This is a genomic window from Flavobacterium arabinosi (assembly GCF_048158725.1).
Lineage (GTDB): Bacteria > Bacteroidota > Bacteroidia > Flavobacteriales > Flavobacteriaceae > Flavobacterium > Flavobacterium arabinosi.
In genome coordinates, this window is the sequence record NZ_JBLNKX010000001.1 from 563,860 (window position 1) to 587,093 (window position 23,234).

The window sequence follows — 23,234 nt, forward strand, 5'->3', positions numbered from 1 at the left end:
CAATAATTTTGCCCCAATGAAATTAAAAAACTACCTACTAATTGCTGCTTTTTTTTCAGCAAATAATTATACCGTCTTTGGGCAACCTGCCTTTTCTTTTCCGACCAGACTTTTAGGCGATGTTGTTAAAATAAAAAGGGATGCGCTATTAAAAGTGACCAAAAAAACTATTTTTTTTAAAACGGTTTTAGCGCTCTTAATGGTATTGTTGAGTTTAACATCCTACTCTCAAACCTATAAGGCTTTTTCTATAAGGGAAAAGATTGATATTAGAGGTAGTATGGTTGTTGCAGGAAATAATATTCTGGGGAAAGACAATCTTCCTTTTAACGATAATACGAAATCCAATCAGGACATAGCGATGAAGTATATCGATATTGATAGTGATGTCACTACTTTTAGTTCCAGTAGTGCTGATCTTTTAGTACCAAAACAAAAAGATGGCAGTCCCAGTTCTTGTTATAGAATTGCCTACGCCGCTTTGTATTGGGGAGCAATGCTTCAAAGCGGTAGCAGGACAGATATCAATAAGGTGAAATTGAAATTGCCAGGAGCTTCAACATACAATGAAATAACCGGCGAGGTAATTTATGATGCGGCTGTCAATCCCATAATTCCTGATGCGAATAAGCCTTATGCCTGTTACGCTAATGTGACTGGTTTGTTAAGCGGTTTATCAAGTTTGGCAGGCACTTATACTGTGGCTAATGTTACTGCGGGTTTGGGTTCTAATGGCACGACGGGATTGTCCGCTGGTTGGACTCTTTTTGTGGTTTACGAAGACCCTAGTCTTCACATGAAATCATTTAATATCTTCGATGGATTTAGTCATGTGTATTCTTCTCATTTTGAAAAAATTCCTGTTACGGGATTTATAACCCCACCATCGGGTAATATAGATTTACAATTTGCCTATGCAGCTTTAGATGGAGATAAACCTCAAGGGGGAACTAAACTGGAATTTGGAACAAAAGAAGTTACAACTCCATTACGATCTGCTAATAGATTTTTTAATTCTACGATTGAAAATACCAATGGGGTTTCAACTCCAAGGAATCCTTCGGGGACTAACACTTTGGGGTATGATACTGGTGTATTGGAAGTGAAGTCAGCACAGCCTGAGTATGTTAATAACAATCAAACTTCTACCGATTTTACATTGCAAGTGGCTAAAGGACAAGCAGATCCCGTTTTTGTTTTTTTTAATGCTTATGCCGTAGACATTATTTCACCAAAAATAGACTTAACCAAACTGGTAAAGAACACTTCAGGGGTTAATGTAGGTGGAGCTAATGTTGTTTTAGGGCAATATTTAACCTATGAGATTAGTTATCAAAGTGTTGGTAATGACAATGTGAATAATTTTACCATAAAAGATGTACTTCCAACTAATATTATTTTTGATTCGGCAAACGGCATAGATTATACTAACGCAGGAGGCGCTACATTACAATCCTATGATGCGACTACAAGGACAATTATTTTTAAGATCCCGAATAGTTCGGTATTAGTCAATGGATCTACTTATACAATACGATTAAATGTCCAAATCGTTCCAGATTGTAATTTGTTAAGTGATGCTTGTTCTAACATAATTATGAATCAGGCCTTCGCAACTTATAGCGGTATTATTAATCCAAAAATAGTTCAAGAAGAAGGTAGTTTTGACTCGACCGCCTGTAAATTGGGTTCCCCTCAATCTACAAATTTTTTGGTGGACATTACTAATTGTAAATTTACTCAAAAAGTAGTTCTATGTGGAGCCAGTGTGGTATTATCAGCCTCAGACGGATATAATAATTATTCTTGGTCAACCAGTTCTACAGGGTCACCAATTATTGGCACCAATAAAACGTTTACGGCGACACAAACAGGAATCTATTACGTTCGTTCCACATCCACATCAACATGTTTGCCTATTACTGAAGAGATCACTGTAATCCCTTTTGGTAACACGGTTACAAACCCCGTTATCCCTTTTGCGGATCAGGTAGTAACCTGTCCAAACAATGGAAAATTATTACCTAATATCTTTCTTTGTGGCTTGGGGGATATCCGTTCAATCAATACAGGGATTACCGATGCCTTATCAATTGTTTGGGAAAAATTGAACGAGGGAAGTTGTGCTGTAGCCATACCAAATTGTGCCAATGAAGATAATGCATGTACTTGGAGTCAGGTAGGAACAGGGGCTAATTATAATGCAAATACTTCGGGACAATTCAGGATCACGATAAATTATACCGGAGGATGTTTTAGTCGGTTTTATTTCAATGTGTATCAAAATCTTTTAAATCCTACTTTTAGGACTAAAGATATTATTTGTACTACCGTTGGGCAGATAATCGTTGAAAATGTTCCCGCTGGATACGAATATAGTTTAGACGGAGGAGGTAATGGAATATACCAGTCCAGTAATATATTCCCTAATGCCGATTTCCCTGTTGTTGCCGCAGGATATCATACGGTTTATATAAAACAGATAGGAGTGGCTACCAATCCGTGTAAATTTCCTGTGCCTAATATACTTATCAGACAGCGTAATTTTAAAGGGGAGGCAGAAGCAATACAACCTTTATGTAATGGAGATAGTGGAAGTATTATTTTACGGGCTTATGACGCTCTTCCACAATATTATTATAGTGTTTATCAAGGGACAACACTGGTTAATAGTGTGGGGCCAATAATGGCTAGTGAATATACATTTTCGGGTTTAAATCCAGGTGTTTATAAAGTAAGGGTTTGGACTGATGATGGTTGTGATTATTTGACTGATGTTGAAATAAAAGAACCTGCTTTATTAACAGCAACTTCAGCACTTACTAAACCATTTACATGTTTGGATGGGGAAATAACGGTATATCCTATAGGTGGGACACCACCGTATACCTATTATATTAACGGGACTGACAATTTCCAATTTATTCCACAAATTGTAGTTACAAATCCACTTCCTACTGGTGGAATATATACTGTAATTGTTGAAGATAGTAATAATTGTAGAGCAACTACTACAATAACGGTCGCTGCAACACCCCCGCCAGTTTATACGGTTAGTAAAACAGATATTAAGTGTTACAATGACAGTACCGGTGCAATTAATTTTAATGTAACTAATACTAATGGTTATACTCTGGCTTATAGTATAGATAATGGGGTTACGTATGCAGCAAATTCGGCTTTTTCCAATCTAGTGGCAGGAACGTACAACACAATTGTACGTTATACTTTGGGTACTTCTGTTTGTTATGGGACTATGGAAGTAGTCAGCATAACACAACCAACGGCTGCTTTAACGGCCTCTGCAGGAGTTTCTGAATTAGCGGGTTGTGGCCCATCGGGAGAAGGAAAAATAAGCATTACCAATCCCCAAGGAGGAACTGCTCCATATGAATATAGTTTTGACAATCAAGCGACATGGGCTACGGTTAGCAATGCTTATAAGGCGCCAGGGAATTATACATTATACATTAGAGATATTAATGGCTGTATTTACACAATGCCAAATATAATTATTGAACCAAGACCGGTACAACCGACTATTGCGGCTACAGATCCTGTTTTTAATTGTGACGGTACTGCAACGAGTACGGTAACAGTTACAACTATTCCAAATGCAAATTATAGTTATCAATATCTTTTAGATGGAGTATCAAATACAAATATCCCTTCAAATATTTTTGTTGGAGTAACTTCGGGTAATCATACGATTTCGGTTAAATATAATTCGTCAAGTACTGCTTTATCCTGTATTCCACAAAGTGATTTTTATTTCGTGGTAGCATCAGGAAACGCATTTACCGCTGCTATTACAAGTTTTAAAGCTATAAGTTGTTCAGGAGTTTTTGACGGGACAATTACTATCGCGGCTCAAAATTTTGATACTACAAAAGGCTTTCAATATTCTAATGATAATGGAGTGACTTGGTTCACCCAAATGACATCTCCTTACACGATTACAGGATTGGCCAATGGCACTTATGCTGTTCAAATACGCTACGATGCCACTTCAACTGGAACTTGTGTTAAAACATTTTCTCAAATTATCACGGCTCCAACACCTCTTACGGTTACGGCTTCGGTAACTACGGCAGCTACTTGTGCTACAGGGGCCACCGTTACTCCAGTTGGGGCAGGAGGAACTTTGGCATACCAATACGAAATAAGAGATGCTGCCGGAGTTGCAGTAATTCGACCATACCAATTAAACGCACAGTTTACCAATGTGCCTACAGGAAATTATACTGTTTTTGTAAAAGATGCCAATGAATGTATTAGTGCTGTTGGTGCTGCGATAAATATTGTAGCTCCACCAACTTTAACTGTTACGTTGGATACTGGTTCAGATATATGTTTTGACAGCTTGAATCAAGCCTCGTTAATAGTAAATGCTTCAGGAGGAACGCCACCGTTTACCTATAGTTTAAATGGTGCTGCGGCTCAAAACAGTAATACTTTCACCAGTGTGGGAACAGGAACCCATAACATAGTGGTTACAGACAGTTACAATTGTACAGCTACAATCAATAATATTGTCATTGCTCCTCAATTAATTGCCGTGGCCAATACCACCAAGACATTGGATTGTACTACCAGTCCTAATGCAGTAATTACAGCAACCATTTCTGGTGGAACGGCTCCTTTTACAGTAACTGTACTTTCTGGAACAGGTCCGGGAACAATAGCGCAACCAACGGCAACTACTTTTACTTATACAACAGCTGTTGCCAGTATATATAAATTTCAAATAAAAGATGCCAACGGCTGTATCACTACCGCTACGGCATCGGTAAATGCTTTGGTTCCGATAACGGCAACCACTATCGATGTTAACCCTTCTTGTAATGGCGCTTTGGATGGGTCGGTACAAATAATTCCATCAGGCGGAGTAGGGCCTTATACTTACAGCAGCGATGGAATTACTTATGTTTCGGGTTCGTTATTTTCAGGTTTAGGAGATGGAACTTATACTTTTTATATCAAAGACAGCAATGCATGTTTTATTACTAAAACGGTTACTCTAACACAGCCTACTGCTTTAGTGACTTTGGCAATGGCAACCGCGTTTAGTTGCAGCACAACCAACACCAAACAATCAGCAACAATAACAATAGAAGTTCCAACAAAAGGAACAGCGCCATACCAATATAGTTTTAATGGAGGCGGTTATACCAATACCAATACTTTGACACTAAATGATAACGGGTCAGATCAAATCATTTCGTATTCCGTAAAAGATGCCAAAGGCTGTATTTATACCAATACCGTTACATTATTAAAATTAAATCCACCAACGGATTTGAGTTTTACGGCCGCACCAATAACGTGTTCGGCTACAACAACAACCGTTACGGCGACGGCAACTAATGGAGTGGGACCATTGACCTATGCCATTACTTTTCCTATGGCTGCTGCGACTTCGAATACGACAGGAGTTTTTGCGGGATTATCTCCGGGAACTTATATCTTTAAAGTTACCGATGCCAATGGATGTTATTATTCAGAATCGTATGTTGTAAATCCAGTTACGCCAATTGCGGTTATCGGAAACAAATTGAGCGATATATTGTGTAATGGAGGAAATACAGGAGCGGTTCGATATACTGTTTCTGGATTTTCAGGAACGTATAGTTATAGTGTTAATGGAGGCTCAACTATTACGGGACAAACAGCAACAACTATTAACCTGACCAATCAATCTGCCGGGACGTTTGCCATTTTGATTACTGATGAGGTGACCGGTTGTACTGCGAATGCTTCAATAACAATAACGCAACCCTCTGTTTTAGTAGCATCTTCTGCAACCGCAACCCATGTTAACTGCAACAATGATGAATCACAAATTACCATAACTGCTTCAGGAGGAACAGCAAATTATACTTATGCAGCAGTAATTTCGGGTGCTACCGCTCCGACGACTTATAGCAATAGTACCATTATAACAGTTGACACCAACTCGGCAACCAATTTAATTTGGGATGTGTATGTAAGAGATGCCAAAGGCTGTATCGCAACCACCACAGTAACCGTGATTAGCGATGCTTTACCTACAATTGATACGCCTGCCATCCAATGTTATGTTGGATCACCAATAAACATTAGCATTATCGGAACATCAGTGGGAGTACCTACTTACAGCATCGGTAGCGGATATCAATCCAGTCCAAATTTTACAATCAATGCTTCGGGAACTTATACTTTAAGTCTTAAAGATGCCAGCGGATGTATAGCGACAACAACTTACATCGTTTATCCCCAGTTGACAGTTTTACCAGCGATTACAAAAGAATTAGATTGTACAGCATCACCAGCTGCTACTATTACAGTAACAGCTGCAGGAGGAAAAAATCCATATTCATACGCAGTTTCCACAGATGGAGGAAGCATGTATGCCGCAATGGGAACCAATGTCTACTCGACTTTAGTAGCTGGAACTTTCCAATTTAGAGTTACCGATGCCAACAACTGTATCAGTACCGCCACGGCAACGGTAAATCCTTTGGTTCCGATAACGGCAACCCCTGCCAAAGTTGATCCATCTTGTAATGGCGCTTTGGACGGTTCAGTACAAATAATTCCATCAGGTGGAGTAGGACCTTATACTTACAGCAGTGATGGAACTACTTATGTTTCGGGTTCGTTATTCATAGGTCTTGGAGATGGAACTTATACTTTTTATATTAAGGATAGCAAAGAATGTTTTATTACTAAGACAGTTACTTTATCTCAGCCTACTACTTTAGTTGCTTCAGCCACAGCCACAGCTTTTAGCTGTAGCGCTACCAATACCAAACAATCAGCGACAATAATAATTCCCCTTCCTACAACAGGAACAGCGCCTTATCAATATAGTTTTAATGGTGGCGGCTATACCAATATCAATACCTTAACCGTTAATGATAACGGAACAGATCAAACGATTCCTTATTCTGTTAGGGATGCGAACGGTTGTACAGCAGGAAACTCCATTATCCTATCAAAATTAAACCCGCCTACTGCTGGTACTATAACCAACTCTGCCGTTACTTGTAATACAACAACGAGTACGGTTACGGTAACACCTGCAGCAGGAACAGGAGTCGGGACTTTGACTTACGAAATTGTGTTTCCAGTTGCTGCTGCGACATCAAATACAACAGGTGTTTTTGCGGGATTATCTCCGGGAACTTACATCTTTAAAGTTACGGATGCCAACGGTTGTTATTATACGGAATCACACATTGTAAATCCGGTTACGCCAATTGCTCTTACGGGAAATAAATTAAATGATGTATTGTGTAAAGGTGATAATTCAGGTAGTATTCAATATACTGTTTCTGGATTTTCTAGTACCTACAGTTATGTTTTTAATGGTCAAGCAGCATTAACAGGACAAACTAGTACCTCGATTATCAAAAACGGACTTCCAATTGGAACTTATCTAATTACAGTTACAGACGAAGCTACTGGTTGTACTGCAAATAACTCAATAACAATCACCGAACCAACAGATGCCTTAATGTTTACTACCGCAGCCTCAAATGTGAATTGTAACAATGATAATTCACAAATTACGGTAACTCCATCAGGCGGAACGCCAAATTATACCTATGCTGCTGTAATTTCAGGTGCTGCCGCTCCAACAACTTATGGTAACAGTAATATAATAATTGTTGACACTAATTCAGGAGCAAACCTATCATGGGATGTGTATGTAAAAGATGCCAATGGTTGTGTTACCAATAATATTCCTTTACCGACAACAGTAACGTTGGATCCAATGCCAACGGTAACAACAACTCCATTGACTACTGATCAATGTACTTCTAATGGCAGCTCGTATAGTTTTACCGCCACTGGAACAGGAGTGGCTCCGTTGACTTACAGTATTGGCGGAAGCTTTCAAGCAAGCCCTATTTTTACCTTAACAGCCACAGGTCTTTATACAATAACCGTAAAAGACGGAAATGGTTGTACAAACACGACAACCATAATGGTTTATCCGGTATTGACTGCAACAGCTGTTTTGACTGCCGATTTAGATTGTATTGCTCCAACAGATGCAACGATAAGAATCGATGCCGGTGGAGGAAAAGTACCATACAGCTATTTGGTTTCGGTTAATGGAGCCGCCTATGGTTCGACAGGCATTTCTGGAAATGTGTTCACGACAAACTCTGCCGGAACCTTCTTGTTTGAAGTGACTGATGCTAATGGCTGTAAAAAAATAAGTAATCCAATTACGATAAATCCAAAAGTGGATCCAGAGATTACATTGCTTGACCAAATCCAGGATATCTATTGTAATGGTGAAGCTACTGCATCCATAAAAGCAACTATTGATACTAATAAAGGAATTGGGCCATTTACTTATAATATAGATGGTACAAATTTTCAAGTCTCTAATGTGTTTTCAGGATTAGTTGCAGGTACTTATACAGTAACTGTAAAAGACAGTAAAGGCTGTACGAATTCAGAAACAATTATCATTGGTCAGCCGGATGCATTAGATTTTACTCTGTCAAAAACAGATATCGCATGTACTGGTCCTCCACCTGCTATAAATTTAGGGTCTATTACAGTTGATGTAGGTTCAGGATTAGGTGGAAAGGCGCCCTATACTTATATTCTGACCAATAATGTTGGTGACCCAACACAAACAGAAAGCAACAATCCTGGTACAAACTTTACGTTTACGGGATTGAATTATGGTACTTATGCTGTGAGTATAGTTGATGCGAATGGTTGTACATTAAAACAAAACATAACAGTTACATCTCCGCCTAATGATTTAACAATTGATATTCAATCGACTGCAAGTTGTTCTGCCGGTGGTACGGTTAAAGTTACCGCTACCTCGGGATTGTTGGGTGCTGGTCCATTTTACTTTGCCATATATCAAAGGGATGCTGTATCCGGTTTGTATCCGGGTGTGCCTAATGTTATCGCAGGCGTACCAGATGCACCCTATATTACTGAAGATACACCAGGGACACCAACAGCTACTTTTACCGGACTGACTCAAGGAGTAATTTATTCATTTATTGTGTATGATTCAGCAACAGGCTGTTCTTATATTAAACAAGCAAGTGTTGCAACAATAAAAGCGACCAGTTTAGCTACTTTAAGAGTCGTAACAGATGTTACCTGTAAAGGTGCTGCAGATGGTACGGTTTCTATTACACTGGACAAAGAGCCAACCGCGCCTATAGGATATAGTCCGCCAACAACGATAGATTATGTAGTTTATAATTCGCTGACGAATTTTCCAATAGATCCAGCAAATCAGGATTCAGGACTTGCCGTAGGAGCTTATCCTTATACAATGCCATTGATTGGAGGGCTTTCTCCGGGATCTTACTATGTTGTAATTACTGAACATGGAGGAACTAATGACGGTTGTAGTAGTGCTACACTTCCTTTTGATATCTACGAATCGGTAACTGATTTAGAAGTTAATGCAACGGTAGTCAAAAATGATAATTGTAGTTCAGAAGCGGGGCAAATAGTGGCCATTGCCCAAGGAGGAACTACAGTTTCCAGAGAAGATCCACTAGCTGTGCCTCCGCAAGTGTCAGTTCCTGTTCCTTACCAATACCAGATTTTACCTGATAATGGAACGATTGGTGATGCATCCGATGATACACCACCTACTTTTTCTGATTCGAATTGGGCAACAGACAATTTTTTCGAAAAAGATTCAGGCAATTATATCGTGTATGCTATGGATGCCAATAAATGTATCAAGTCATTCCCGATTACCCTAAGTTTAGATCCGTCACCGGTTATTACATTAGCAGCTACGGACAAATGCGCCGTAGAAGGAGCTTTCGAAATTGTAGTTAACGAAGCTACAGCCGGAGTTGCGCCTTATAGTATTAGCGTGAATGGAAGTGCTTATCAGAATTTTTCATTTGTACCCGGAACACCTAATTCTTATACAATTTCCAATCTCAATTCAGGAACTTACAACATAAGTGTTCAGGATGTAAACGGTTGTGTTGACACTGAAAGTATCACACTTTATAAAAAAGTTTCGGCTAATTCGGTTCTAAATAAAGTGTGGACGTGTACTACAGGCGATGTTAATGCCCTAATTACAACCAATATCTTCGATGGACAGGGTGTTTTCAGTTATAAAGTAAGCATCAACGGTGGAGGATATGGTTCTTCTACAAACATAGTGGGAAATAACTTTACTTTCAGTCCTGCACCAATGCCCGCAACAACAAACTATCAATTTGAAATCACCGATGCCAATGGGTGTACCGTAGAAACGAATGTGATTACGATAGAACCTATAGAGAATCCTACTGCAACAACCATCATAGCAAATGCTACTTGTGACTATACACCTAACGGAAGCATAACCATTATTCCAAGTCTGGGAGTTCCTCCTTATACGTTTAATTTTAATGGAAATGGATTTACATCAAATGTAACTTACGGAGGTTTGGCAGGATCAGTTGCCGGGACAGTATATAATTATCAGGTTAAAGACAGTTATGATTGTATATTTAATGGAACAGCAACAGTATTTGAACCAACTCCTGTTGCGGGAACGATTGACCTAAGCCAAGGACTAACTTGTGGTGCAGGAAATGCGACACAATCTGCAACCGTAACTGTTACAACTACACTAGGAACGGGAACAGCTCCTTATTATTACAGTTTTAATGGTGGTGCTAGTTATAGTTCTAACAACGTCTTTACTACAAATGTTGCCGTAAATGTAAACGCTTTAATCAAAGATGGCAATGGTTGTGTAATTGCTACGCCGCTTTCTGTAAATGTACCAACCTTAATTCCACCAACGGATTTGACGTTCAGCACAACATCAGCAGTTACTTGTTTAGCACCTGGAACAGTTGAAATTACGGGTCATACGGGAGGAGTTGGAATATTGCAATATGAAACCATTGCACCTTCGCCAATAATAGTACCGCAACAAACGACAACTACTTTCGCTAATTTAACACCGGGAACCTATTTATTCCAAGTAACAGATGCCAATTTCTGTACCTATCAAGAATCATATACTGTTAATCCGGTAATAAATATCACTGTTTCAGGTCAGTTGGTTAGTGACGTGACTTGTAATCCGGGAACCAATGGGCAAGTATTGTTTACGTTAGGAAACTTTGCGGGGACGTATACTTATTCAATCAACGGAGGAGCTGTAAGTGCACCACAATCAAATCCGACGATAACAGTTTCAGGATTAAGTGCCGCAAGCACACAAACTATAGTCGTAGCTGATGTGGTTACAGGATGTACTGCTACAACATCTATTAATGTTGCGCAATCTGCACCATTGTCTTTAGTGGCAAACCCATTTATTAATGCCAATTGTAATTTTGGTGCCCAAGTAAGCGTGACCGCTTCTGGAGGCGTTGCTCCTTACAGTTATTCGTATGTGATAAGCGGTATGCCGGCAGGAACTTATTCTACTTCCGCTTCGGCAGTTTTAGATCCAGCTGTGGCAACATCATGGGATGTGTATGTAAAAGATGCCAATAATTGCGTTATAACGACACCATTAGCAATAACTATTACAAAAGATGCTCTGCCAATTATCGTTATGCCAGCTTCACAATGTTTTGTAGGAGTTCCGTTAACGATTGATCTTTCGATTGGTGAAACAGTAGCAGTAGGTCCTGCGACTTATGCCATTAACGGTTCAAATCAAACGAGCCCAACTTATATCATTAATGCTCCGGGTACTTATCAATTGAGTATTGTAGATGCCAATGGTTGTAGCTCGAATGTGGTAGATTATATCGTACAGCCACAATTATTATTAAATGCTGCCTTGACAAAAGAGTTGGATTGCACAACTAGTCCGGATGCTGTTGTAACATTAACTGCTGGTGGAGGCACGACATCTTATACTTTATATGAATATTCTACAAATGCTGGAGCGAGTTATACGGCGATGGGCAGTAATGTACTAACGACATCAACCGCAGGAAGCTATATTTTTAGAGTAACAGATAGTCAAGGTTGTCAAGCCGTTTCTTCGGAAGTAACGATAACTCCACAAACTACTCCAACATTTACTTTTACTCAAACCAATGTAAGTTGTAATGGCGGTTCCGACGGCAGTATCGTGATTACGGCGGCAAACGGAATTGCACCATACCAATACAGTATTGACAATGGCGCAACTTACCAGCTTTCAAATGTATTTACAGGATTGAATGCAGCAGGAACCTATACAGTTGTTGTAAAAGACAGCAAAAGTTGTGCTTCGGCAACAAGTTCATTAACAATAACAGAACCAACCATTGTTAGCGGAACTGCATTTTTAACCCAAGGATTAACTTGCGGTGCAGGCAATGCGACTCAAGCTGCTCTTGTTACCGTAACAGGAAGCGGAGGAACAGGTTCTTATGAGTATAGTTTTGATGGAGGCGTGAATTATACGGCATCAAATACCTATTCTACAAACAGTGCAGGAATGGTAACGTCTTACATTAAAGATGCTAATGGTTGTATAAGTACTGTTCCGGCAATAGTAAATGTTCCTGCATTGAACCCACCAACAAATTTAGATTTTGTTTCAACGGCAGTAACTTGTTTGGCTATGACAAGCGATGTTCGCTTGACAGCAACAAACGGAGTTAGTACATTAAGTTACGAGATATTGTCTCCTGCAAGTGCAACATCTAATGTTACGGGCGTTTCAAGTGCAATCTTCGCAGGATTATTGCCCGATACCTATTTATTTCAGGTAACGGATGCCAATTTCTGTACTTACCAAGAATCATATACTGTTAATCCGGTAACGAATATTACTGTTTCAGGTCAGTTGATTAGTGATGTGACTTGTAATCCAGGAACCAATGGACAGGTATTGTTTACTGTAGCGAACTTTTCAGGCACATATACTTATTCAATCAACGGAGGAGCTGTAAGTTTACCACAATCAAATCCAACGATAACAGTTTCAGGATTAAGTACCGCAAGTACGCAAACTATAGTTGTAACTGATGTGGTTACAGGATGTACAGCCACAACATTCATTGCTGTTGCGCAACCTGCCCCGTTAGCCTTAGTGGCAAATACATTTATTAATGCCAACTGTAATTTTGGTGCCCAAGTAAGCGTAACTGCTTCTGGTGGCGTTGCTCCTTACGGTTATTCGTATGTGATAAGCGGTGCACCAGCAGGAACTTATTCTACATCCGCTTCGGCAGTTTTAGATCAAGCTATTGCCACCTCTTGGGATGTGTATGTGAAAGACACAAATAATTGTGTGATAACAACACCGTTAACAATTGCCATTGCGACAGATCCGCTTCCATCAGGAATCACGGTTAGCGGTTTAAGTCAATGTCCAAGCGCAACAGGCGATTATACTTTTACCGTAAATTTGGCAACAGGCGTGGGGCCTTATGAATTCAGCATAGGAAGCGGATTCCAAACGAGTCCAACTTTTACCATCAATGCTCACGGAACTTATGATGTAATTGTAAAAGACAAAAATGGTTGTTCGACAACAGCAACCGCTTTAGTTGTTATTTTGCCTGCTTTACAATTACAGGCTAATATTACCGCTTTACCAAGTTGTGCGGATGGGGATGGAACATTAACGCTTTTAGCTACTGGAGGTTCGGGCAATTATGAATATAGTATAGACTCAGGAATGTATCAAGCTTCCGTAAATTTTACTAACATTTTTGTAGGAATACACACAGTTACTGTTAGAGATGTTACAACAAATTGTACCAAGTCTATTCCGGTAACTTTTGGAGCAGCAACTCTAATCACTGGTTTTGCTCTGTCAAAAACGGATGTTACTTGTAATGGAGGAAACGATGGTACCATTGCCGCGACTATGAACACTCCTGCTGTGGGTGTGAATGATAATCCAATATACACTTATAGTATTGATGGCGGTGCTACCACACAAACTTCAACTATTTTTAGTGGATTGATTGCAGGAACATACATTATTGGCGTAACTTCAGGAAGAGGTTGTGTGGCAACTCAAACCATAACGGTTAATGAACCTAATCTTATTACGGTTCCTGCTCCTACCGTGGTGCAATTTGGCTGTAATTCAGGTTCAAACGCAATGAACTTTGCCACGATTACCGTAACAGGAGTAACGGGAGGTTCTGGAGTCTATACCAATTATGAATTCATAAAAGGTGGAACTCGAGTTCAGTTTGGCGCCAGCAATAGATATACTGAGGCTAATTTATTGGGCGGAACCTATACGGTAAACGTTTATGACAATAAAGGTTGTATGGGTGCTGCTTCATCAGCAATTACTCTAAACCCATTTATTGTTTTAGACAAAATAAATATTGCCGTGAATAATGCCATTACCTGTATGAATCTGGAAGATATTACGGTTTCGGTAAGCAGTATCGGAGGAACACCTACGAATCTGCAATATACTGTAGCTGATTCTAATACGACTACAGGAGTTGTTGGAGCTAATTATAATTTTACCAATACGATTGGAATTTTCACAGGATTAAATAGTGGTAATTACCTGATTACAGTCGAAAATTTAGATACTGGATGTAGTATACAAAACGTGCATTATGTAAATAATCCAAATACTTTCGACCTTACAATAGACACAATTGTTGATGTAACTTGTTTTAATGGAAATAACGGTAGTGTTAATGTCACTTTTATCGACAGAGTAGTAACGGCAACTAATCCGAATCAATCCGGACCTTTCAATTATACTATAGTTGATGCGCTTGGTAATCCGGTTACTGCTGGGACAGCTGCAACTGCAGGACCAATCACTATTAATACTTTGGTATCCGGTACGTTCACTATTACTGCTACATTGACGAATAGTCCGTTTTGCTCAATGAGCAAAAATTTTACCATTACCCAACCTATAGCAGCTTTGGCTATAGCCGAAACCCATACTGCGGTAACGTGTGTTACAGGTAATAACGATGGAAGTATTGCGGTATCAGCTGTTGGTGGATGGCCAGGAGGCTATGAGTTTGAATTAACAGGGCCAACGACATTAGGATATTCTACTCAGCGTAATTTCACAGATTTGATAGCAGGAACTTATACAATAAATGTACGAGATAGAAAAGGGTGTGTGGCTACAACAAGCGTAACTTTGGCAATCCCAACGCCAATCATCGTCACGGCAAGCTCAAATATAGCGATGCTAAGTTGTTTTGGAGATAAGACCGCTACGATTACAGTCAATTTACCTTCAGGTGGTCAGGGATCGAATTATATGTACACGTTAAATACCACTTCTTTAGTTCCCGCTACTGCCAGTGGTCCGCAAGCTTCTCCTGTATTTAATGGTTTAGGCGCAGGAACATACACGATTACCGTGACCGATGGCTACAGTTGCGCGGCTACTTCAAGTCCTATTGTTATTACTGAACCAACAAAGATAAAATCTAGTTTAGTGGTAGCTTCTACGCAAACCTGTTTGACGCAAACGATGCTTACATTGAGTGCAACGGGTGGAACAGGAATTTATTCCTATAGTGCCAATGCAGCTTTTACTACTATTTTAGGTTCATTTGCATCATCAGTAACTTTCTCGGTACCAGTTGGAACATATCATTACTATGTTATGGATGCTAATGGTTGCGTTGGTGTTGTTTCAAATGATATTGAGATCGTAACATTGGAAACACTTATTTTGAATGTGAATACTATCAATGCTATAATCAATTGTAAAGGAGATCTTTCAGGAGTAATTGTTTCCAGTGCTCAGGGAGGTTTAGGGAATTATGCTTATACCTTACTGGATGGGGCAGGAATACCTATTGTTCCGGCACCAACACAAATTACACCAGGCAATTTTACCCAATTGGCGGCAGGCAATTATAAAGTCCGTGTGGACAGTGGAGATTGTAATATAATCACAGGTACTCCAATAGTTATCAAAGAGCCTTTGACTTCAATTAGTGTAGTACATACTGAAATTAATGTTACTTGTTTCGGACAAGGAAACGGACAAATAACAGTTGCTGCCTCTGGAGGTACTGGTATTATTAAATATGCTATTTCTCCTAGATTGGATCAATTTTTTAATTTAGGAATTTTCGTAAATCTTCAACCGGGTCTTTATGACATTATCGCTCAGGACGAAAATGGATGTTATCAGTACATCACAGGTATTGTCATTAGTGAACCCAATCCAATAGTTCCTTCGCTTACTGCAGGATCAATGCTTCCGGAAATATGTTTTGGAGATAAAGACGGAGCATTTAATATTGATATTGTTGGAGGAACCATGCCGTATAGTGTCAGTTTAGATAATACAAACGGAGTTTATACAACAGGTACTTTGATTCAGACACAATTTGATTTCACAGGATTAGCAGGAGGAACCCATACGGTTTATATTAGGGATGCCAATGGTTGTGCCGTTGAATTTGATGTTGTTATGCCGGAATCGGTAAAAATAAATCCGTTAGCCATTGTGGATTACGGTTGTGTAAACAATTCGGCAAGTAATTCAGTTACTGTAAAAGTAGATGCCAGCATAACTGATCTTACCGATCTGGATTATTCACTAGATGGTGCACCTTATCAACCTACTAATGTATTTACCAATGTGGTGCCGGGTGCAAACCATTTTATCGATGTCAGACATACCAATGGATGTATCCAAAGAACTGCGACTTTCGATATTTTGCAGGTTAATCCGCTGGCATTAGTGCTGAATGATGGAGGATTAAATGAAATTGTAGCGGTAGCTACTGGAGGAGCAGGAGGATATCAATATACTTTCAATGGTGAATCTAATGGAAGTTCTAATTCATTTATTATAAGAGAATCCGGAGATTACACGGTGACTGTTACAGATGCTAATGGTTGCGTTGCTACTGCCAGTAGGTATTTTGAGTTTATTGATGTCTGTATTCCAAATTACTTTACACCAAACGGTGACGGAGTAATGGATGGATGGGCTCCTGGATGTACTATCAATTATAAAGACTTGACATTCGATGTTTTTGACAGATACGGTCGAAAAATAGCAACCTATCGTCTTGGCCAATATTGGGATGGTAAATACAATGGTAACGAACTTCCTTCCGGAGATTACTGGTATGTTTTAAAATTGAATGATTTGAAAGACGCTCGAGAGTTTGTTGGTCATTTTACCCTTTACAGATAATAGATAAACACTAATGACCAATTTTTCCCAAATTAAAATGATTCAAATGAAAAAAATAATAGCACTTCTTCTCTTGACTGTAACCTCGGGTTATAGCCAAGAGTTAAATTTGCCGGTTTTTACGCAATATTTAGCAGATAATCATTTCGTAATCTCACCTACATTCGCAGGGATTGGAGATAATCTTAAAATTAGGGCTAATGGGTTGACCCAATGGGTTGGTATAAAAGATGCCCCAGAAAATCAATCCGTTTACGCCGATTTTAGAATTGCGGATCGCTCAGGGGTAGGAGTGTCTTTTTACAATGACAGTAATGGAAATACTAGACAAACGGGTGCAAAATTCTCTTTTGCACATCATTTAATACTGGATTATTATTCTAAACAATACTTGTCTTTTGGAATCTCCTACAACATTAATAATTTTAGAATAGACATTAATAATTTTAACACTACTTATGAAATTCCTGTTATAGACCCTAGTATTACTGACAATAGATCTAATTCAAATAATAACTTTGATGTAGGAGCTTTATATAGAAACAAAGCATTTTATTTCAGTTTTAATGCAAGTAACATTTTAACAAAGAATATTGATAAGTACATGGGTGTAGAGCCAAGTTTACTTTTGAATTATCAAATTTATTCCGGATATGTTTTTAAAAGTCCTACTAATAGTAGGGTAGAATACGAACCTTCTGTTTACTATCAATTATTTGCGAGCGATAAACGTTCCAGTACCGACGTGAATATAAAATACAGACATTTTAATAAATATGATGATTATTACTGGGCTGGAATATCCTATCGCTTTCTTAACGATCAACTGTTAAAACCATTAAATGTGGGACCAATGCTTGGTTTTAAAAAGTCTAATTTTTATTTTGGGTATTCCTACCAGATTACCCTCAATCAATTGGCAGTCTTTAATACAGGAACACATGTCGTTACAATTGGACTTGATTTTCTGGCAGGTATCAGCAACTGTCCTTGTACGCAAAGTCCGGTTCACGATTAATATTTCAAATGGATTAATTTTAAGGCTATAATTTATCATATTTAAATAGGTTCTATTCATTTAAATGGGATAGAAATCGCAACAATCGATGTTTTTACCGCAATAATTTGAATGCTTCCAATAAGAATCATAAATTTGATTGGTTAAGTGGTATTCATGAAAAAAAATAGTTCCTTTTATCTGTTGCATTTGTGCTTGTGTCTGGCATTTATGTTGTTGCCGTATGCGTTTACTTCATCTGGAAGTATTTTTAGTTTGCCGAATTTAGCAAGTAATGGTCATGACAGGATCTATTTTCTGATCTATTTTCTGTTGCTGCTTTTCTTTTACTTCAATTATTATTATCTAATCCCGAAAGTTTATTTTTCAAAAAAACTGCTGCTATACTTTACCATCATTGTACTGTTTTTATTGTTTTTTCTATGGATTTCAACTTTTTTAGATCATCCGGAGCGTAATTTTTTGGATTTTGGACATGGAAACCCGCCGAAAGGAGGAATGCCTCGACCCAAACCTATGGATTTAAGGTCAATAGGAGGGCCACCAACGCAATATGGGCACACAGCATTAGTTTATTTAATTGGAGTTGTTTCCAGTTTGTTATTTGCCATTAATATTCGGTTGCAAAAAGTGGAAAAAGATAAAATGAAATCGGAATTATCTTTTTTGAAAGCACAAATTAATCCTCATTTTTTGTTCAATACATTGAATAGCATTTATTCTTTAGCCATAAAAAAAGATGATAAAACGGCTGATGCTGTGGTACAATTATCTGAATTGATGCGGTATATCATAACGAATGCTAATGATGATGTGATTGCTTTGGATAAAGAAATTAATTATATCAACAATTTTGTTCAGCTTCAAAAAACCCGTTTGGGGAATACCGTAAAAGTTGATTATGTTGTAGAAGGGAATGCTTTTGGGAAATGTATCACACCTCTTATTTTAATTTCATTTATCGAAAATGCATTCAAGCACGGAGTGAACCCAAATCAGAATTCTGATATCGTTATTCGGATTACAATTGTTGGAGATTATTTAACTTTATTTGTTTCTAATTATAAAGTACAATCCATTCAATCGGATAGCGGGATTGGACTGCAAAATACAATCGAGAGATTGTCTCTTTTGTATCCCAACAACCATGTGTTGAAAATTGATGATAATCAGGAGAATTATACTGTAATCTTAACGATAAAAGTAGGATGATAAAAGCGATTGCACTCGATGATGAGCCGCCAGCATTAGATATTTTACAAAGTTTTTGTGATAAAATAGAATACGTTGATTTGCAAAAAACATTTACTAAATCGGAGGAAGCATTCAAATATTTGAAGAAATATCCTGTTGATTTATTGTTTTTGGATATTAATATGCCGTCCATTTCCGGGATTGATTTCTTTAAAAATTTGCCACATAAAACGATGGTGATTTTTACTACTGCATACTCTGAATATGCAGTCGAAGGATTTACGTTAAGTGCCACCGATTATATTTTGAAACCCTTTTCTTTTTCACGGTTTCAACAAGCGGTGGAAAAAGCCTTTTCGCAATGGAAATTACAAAATCAAGATCCAGAACAACGCTATCTCTTTATTCGTGCTGATTATAGTTTGATAAAGATTCTGTTTTCGGATATTTTATATATTGAAGGGTTAGACGATTACCTTAAAATTCACATACAAAATCAAAAAACTATTGTCGCCAGAATGACTTTGAAAGCAATTCTTCAAAAATTACCTGTTCCGGAATTCATAAGAGTGCATCGTTCTTTTATTGTTCCCATTTCTAAAATTGAAAAGGTGCGGAACAAAATAATTTATATCAATCAGGAAGAAATTCCGGTGGGTGCGAGTTATGAAAGTGCTTTTTTTGCCCTAATAAATAAAGAATAAGCGTGTTGTTTTATTGTTAAAAAATTACAAATTTAGCCTGATTTTTATTTGTTTACCGCATAAAATCTTTCGGTTACCTCATAAATTTCAGCACTTATTTACATTTAAATACTTTTATAACTGTAACATTAAAAGTGGATTTGCTATGGAAAGAAAAGAATTTTTAAAAGGATTGGGATTATTAGGATTAGGATCTTTAGTCATTCCTATAATTAAGGCCTGTAACAGTGATGATGCGAATTCTTCAACAGGAACTACAGGTTCTACTTCTACATCAGGAAATTGTACTGTGACTTCCTCAGAAACTGCCGGACCGTTTCCCACCAAAACACCTTCGTCACTAGTAACAACTAACATTGTGAATGATAGAACTGGAGTAGGATTTACGATTAATGTTGCCATAAAAAACACCAATGCCAATTGTGCAGCGTTAGCGGGCGCCATTGTAGATATTTGGCATTGCGATAAGGACGGTTATTATTCAGAATATGGCGGAACAGGAATGCAATCAGCAGATTTTACGGCAGTTCATTTTTTAAGAGGGAGACAAACTACAAATGCAAATGGGATAGTTAGTTTCAAATCTATTTTTCCGGGATGGTACAGTGGTAGAGCAACACACATTCATGTTCATGTTTATAATGCTTCGGGAACCTCGTTATTGGTTACTCAAATTGCATTTCCTGAAGGTGCAGTTAGCGCTGTTGTGTTAGTAAATGCTTCTACAGCCAATGGATATTCTAAAGGAATGTCGGGTTACACGTATAATGCTTCTGATAATGTGTTTTCAGATGGTGTGGCCAATGAATTGTCAACAATTACCGGAAGTATTGCCGAAGGATTTGTCTTGGAACACACCATAAATGTTACGGGTTAAGTTTTTTGAATTAGTAAATAAAAAACAATACCAAAACCTGTAAGATTTTAAAATTTTGCAGGTTTATAGTTTAATTGTAAAGACTATTTTTATGATAAAACAAAATCCTGCACAAATATTCAAATCTGAATCGAGAGGCCAGTTGGTGTCAAATGGTCATGGCTGTTTTTCTACTTTTAATTTTGGAAGTTATTTCGAAGAAAGTAGAAAACCATTCGGGATTTTACATTTTTTAAATGAAATAATAGTTGCGCCCCAACATTCGATGAAAACGGTTTTGGAAGCCAATACTGCAGTGCTTATTTTACCGCTGTTTGGCGGAGTAGATTACAAAGACAGTTTGGGAAATGAAAGTTTTATACCAGTGGAACAAATCCGAATTGTTTCTGCCGAAAAAGGAATGTCTTTCGAACTTATTAATTCTTATGAGCAAGAAAATGTCAGTTATTTACAAATAGGATTCAATGCTGAAATTCAGGATTCAGAAAACAATTTGCAACAGTTTCATTTTGGTTTAACCAATAAAAACCAATTGATTCCATTATTTGAAATTTCAAACACATTGGGTTTTATAGGAATGTATGACGCAAGAAAAGAGGGATTTTATTCGCTAAAGAACAATTCGAACGGCATTTTTATTTTTGTAATTAATGGTGCTTTTGAAGTCGAAAATCGGTTGTTAGAATCAAAAGACGGATTAAGTTTGTCCGGAATTGACTCGTTAGAATGGGAAGCGTTATCCGAAAATGCGCTTCTTATCGTTTTAGAAATTGCATAAAGTAACGATTTCAGCGGCGAATGTTTTTTGAAATTAATTCTAAAAAACAGATAATTTGAGACAATTACAACGTTTTCGTTAGTGGATTTCCCTAATTTTCAAACTATTCTTATTTTTTAGTTCCTGAAAAGTTCTATATTTGTTATTCTTTCAAAAAAAACAAACTAAAAATATACTTAATGAAAACTTTAAACGATTTTAATTTTAAAAATAAGAAAGCAATAATACGTGTTGATTTTAATGTGCCTTTGGACGAAAATTTCAACGTAACAGATGCCACTCGTATCGAAGCGGCAAAACCTACAATTGATGCTATTCTTGCTCAAGGCGGAAGCGTAATTTTGATGTCACATTTAGGCAGACCATCAGGTGTTGAAGAAAAATTTTCATTGAAACACATCCTAAAAACAACTTCAGAAGTGCTAGGAGTACCAGTTCAGTTTGCTTCAAACTGTGTTGGCGTGGAAGCTGCAACTGCTGCTGAAAAATTACAAGCTGGAGAAGTTTTATTATTGGAAAATTTACGTTTTCATAGTGAAGAAGAAGCTGGAGATGTTGCTTTTGCAAAAGAATTAGCGTCACTTGGTGATATTTATGTAAATGACGCTTTTGGAACGGCGCACAGAGCACACGCTTCGACTACAATTATCGCTCAGTTCTTCCCAACAGAGAAATGTTTCGGATTATTATTGGCTAAAGAAATCGAAAGCTTGAACAAAGTTTTGAAAAATAGTGAAAAACCAGTAACAGCAGTTCTTGGTGGATCTAAAGTTTCTTCTAAAATTACGGTTATCGAGAATATTTTGGATAAAGTAGACCACATGATTATTGGTGGTGGAATGACATTTACTTTTGTAAAAGCATTAGGAGGTAAAATTGGAGATTCTATTTGTGAAGATGACAAACAAGATTTAGCATTGGAAATATTGAGATTGGCTAAAGAAAAAGGAGTTCAAATCCACATTCCGGTTGATGTTGTAGCTGCAAATGCTTTTTCAAATACTGCCGATACTCAAATTGTTGATGTAGAAGCAATTCCTGACGGATGGCAAGGACTTGATGCTGGACCTAAATCTTTGGAAAATTTCAAAAAGGTAATTATGGATTCTAAAACTATTCTTTGGAATGGTCCATTAGGCGTTTTTGAAATGGAAAGTTTTGCTAATGGAACAATTGCACTTGGAAACTTTATCGCTGAATCAACTGAAAACGGAGCATTCTCACTTGTAGGTGGAGGAGATTCAGTAGCAGCTGTAAAACAATTTGGTCTGGAAGACAAAATGAGTTATGTTTCAACTGGTGGAGGAGCTATGCTAGAAATGCTTGAAGGAAAAGTATTGCCAGGAATTGCTGCAATATTGGACTAATACATTGATTTAAAAAGGGTTTCTTTTAAGCTAATCCAGATTTAAAAATACCGTATCTATAATACTAAGAAACCTTAGCGATGAACTATTTGTCGCTAAGGTTTTTTTAGTTCTAAAAAATTTGATGAATTGTATTTTAAAAGGAATTTTTACAATGAAATCACGGAAAATTCTTCATAATTG

7 protein-coding genes are annotated in these 23,234 nt (G+C 37.8%); all 7 read left to right on the forward strand.

Going from position 1 to position 23,234, the window contains the following annotated elements:
* Positions 1-16: 16 nt before the first annotated feature.
* Positions 17-17,113 carry a T9SS type B sorting domain-containing protein gene (locus ACM55K_RS02330; RefSeq protein WP_416848638.1) on the forward strand — a complete coding sequence of 5,699 codons (17,097 nt, stop codon included), beginning with the start codon at positions 17-19 and terminating at the stop codon, positions 17,111-17,113.
* A 46-nt stretch (positions 17,114-17,159) separates the two neighbouring features.
* On the forward strand, positions 17,160-18,131 hold the full coding sequence (locus tag ACM55K_RS02335) for a PorP/SprF family type IX secretion system membrane protein (RefSeq protein WP_416848639.1): 972 nt from the start codon (positions 17,160-17,162) through the stop codon (positions 18,129-18,131).
* Positions 18,132-18,287: 156 nt separating this feature from the next.
* A complete protein-coding gene (locus tag ACM55K_RS02340) occupies positions 18,288-19,343 on the forward strand; it encodes a sensor histidine kinase (RefSeq protein WP_416848640.1) in 1,056 nt (351 codons plus the stop codon).
* Positions 19,340-20,029, forward strand: a complete 690-nt coding sequence (locus ACM55K_RS02345; protein ID WP_416848641.1) for a LytR/AlgR family response regulator transcription factor — start codon at positions 19,340-19,342, stop codon at positions 20,027-20,029. The genes ACM55K_RS02340 and ACM55K_RS02345 overlap by 4 nt, the downstream gene beginning before the upstream one ends.
* Positions 20,030-20,174: 145 nt before the next feature.
* Positions 20,175-20,906, forward strand: coding sequence for a dioxygenase family protein (locus ACM55K_RS02350; protein ID WP_416848643.1), 732 nt, complete (start codon positions 20,175-20,177; stop codon positions 20,904-20,906).
* 91 nt (positions 20,907-20,997) lie between these two features.
* Positions 20,998-21,684 (forward strand): pirin family protein, encoded by a 687-nt coding sequence (locus ACM55K_RS02355; protein WP_416848644.1) that lies wholly within the window; start codon positions 20,998-21,000, stop codon positions 21,682-21,684.
* Between the two features lie 179 nt (positions 21,685-21,863).
* Entirely contained in the window at positions 21,864-23,051 is a 1,188-nt protein-coding gene (locus ACM55K_RS02360) for a phosphoglycerate kinase (protein WP_416848646.1), read from the forward strand.
* The last annotated feature ends 183 nt before the right edge of the window (positions 23,052-23,234 follow it).